The 1,249-nt window shown below is 34.3% G+C and carries 1 protein-coding gene; it reads right to left on the bottom strand.

The features are described from left to right. Positions 1 to 42: 42 nt before the first annotated feature. Positions 43 to 1,169, bottom strand: a protein-coding gene (locus P7D84_RS13680) for an IS3 family transposase (protein WP_216453981.1) whose coding sequence is annotated in 2 segments (ribosomal slippage) — positions 43 to 941 and positions 941 to 1,169 — 1,128 coding nt in all. Because the reading frame shifts where the segments join, the coding sequence is not laid out codon by codon here. Positions 1,170 to 1,249 lie beyond the last annotated feature (80 nt).

Genomic DNA, 1,249 nt, shown 5'->3' with positions numbered 1-1,249 from the left:
TGGATTTGAGTCAATATCTTGGACATATTTTAGTAGAGACTGCTAAGACATTTTCTCTGTTTCTAAATCTTCAAACTCCTGTGGAGTTAAGTAATGAATCGAACTATGGATTCGATTACGATTATAAAATCCTTCAATGTAGCTAAATAAAGATCGATTCGCTTCTTCGAAGTCTGAGTAAGTCGTCGTGTATACTTCTTCTTTTTTCAATGATGCATGGAAGGACTCAATTCCTGCATTATCATATGGTGTTCCTTTGCGACTATAGGAATGCCTTATTTTATTGTTTTCAAGCCAATTTTCCACTTCGATTGCTGTATATTGACTACCTAAATCAGTGTGTAGAATCATTCCTTCTGGGATGTGGTACCGTTGCTTTGCTTGATTGAATGTTTGTAACACACAATCGACAGTCATTCGTTTAGAAAATGTATAGCTAATAATCTTTTTCGTGTGTAAATCCATAATCGAAGATAAGTAACACCAACCATTTTTCTTAGTTGGAATGTAGGTGATATCAGCTACCCATTTTTCACAGATAGTTTTAGTAGAAAAGTCCTGATTTAAGATGTTCTCTTTTAAAACAACCGGCTGAACAGGCCGTTGAGGTCTGTATTTCTTAACCACAATTGACCTTAGATTTAATTGTTTCATCAGTTTTTGTACATGCTTAAGAGATACTGAAATTCCTTCTTTTAGCAACACTTGATGGATTTTTGTTGCACCATATCTCTGTTTATGATCAAAAAAGATCGTTGAAATCTTCTTTTTCAATTGGTTATTTCTGACTTCTGTAGCTGTTAACGATTTATTTTTATAAAAATAGTAGACGCTTCTAGGAATTTCTAATAACCGACACAACAAAGAAACAGTGTACTCCTTACACCATTTTTCAATGAATCGAACAAGTGACTTTAGGTCTTTCGAGAGAATATGGCTGCGGCTTTTTTTAATATTTCAAGTTCCTCTTTCAAACGAGCATTTTCTTTTCTCAAATCAGACGCTTCTTTTCCGGTCAGTCCTGTGGACTGATTTGGTAAATATAAATTTTTCCATTTGTAAATCGTTGCTTCAGATAAGCCATATTCTTTCGCCAATCCTCGAACAGAACGTCCAGTTTGATTCAGCTCAACAATCATCTGTTTGAAATTTTCTTCGTATCGGGTCATAAAATCCATCCTCTCGTAGATAAGTTTAATTTATTTCTGTCTCTACGAAAAGTTGTCTAAGATTTGATACTAACACCAAT

Origin of the sequence: Enterococcus dongliensis, from assembly GCF_031927985.1 — a bacterium.
Lineage (GTDB): Bacteria > Bacillota > Bacilli > Lactobacillales > Enterococcaceae > Enterococcus_A > Enterococcus_A dongliensis.
Note: the sequence above shows the minus strand (reverse complement) of the source record. Positions and strands in the feature narration are given on the sequence as shown.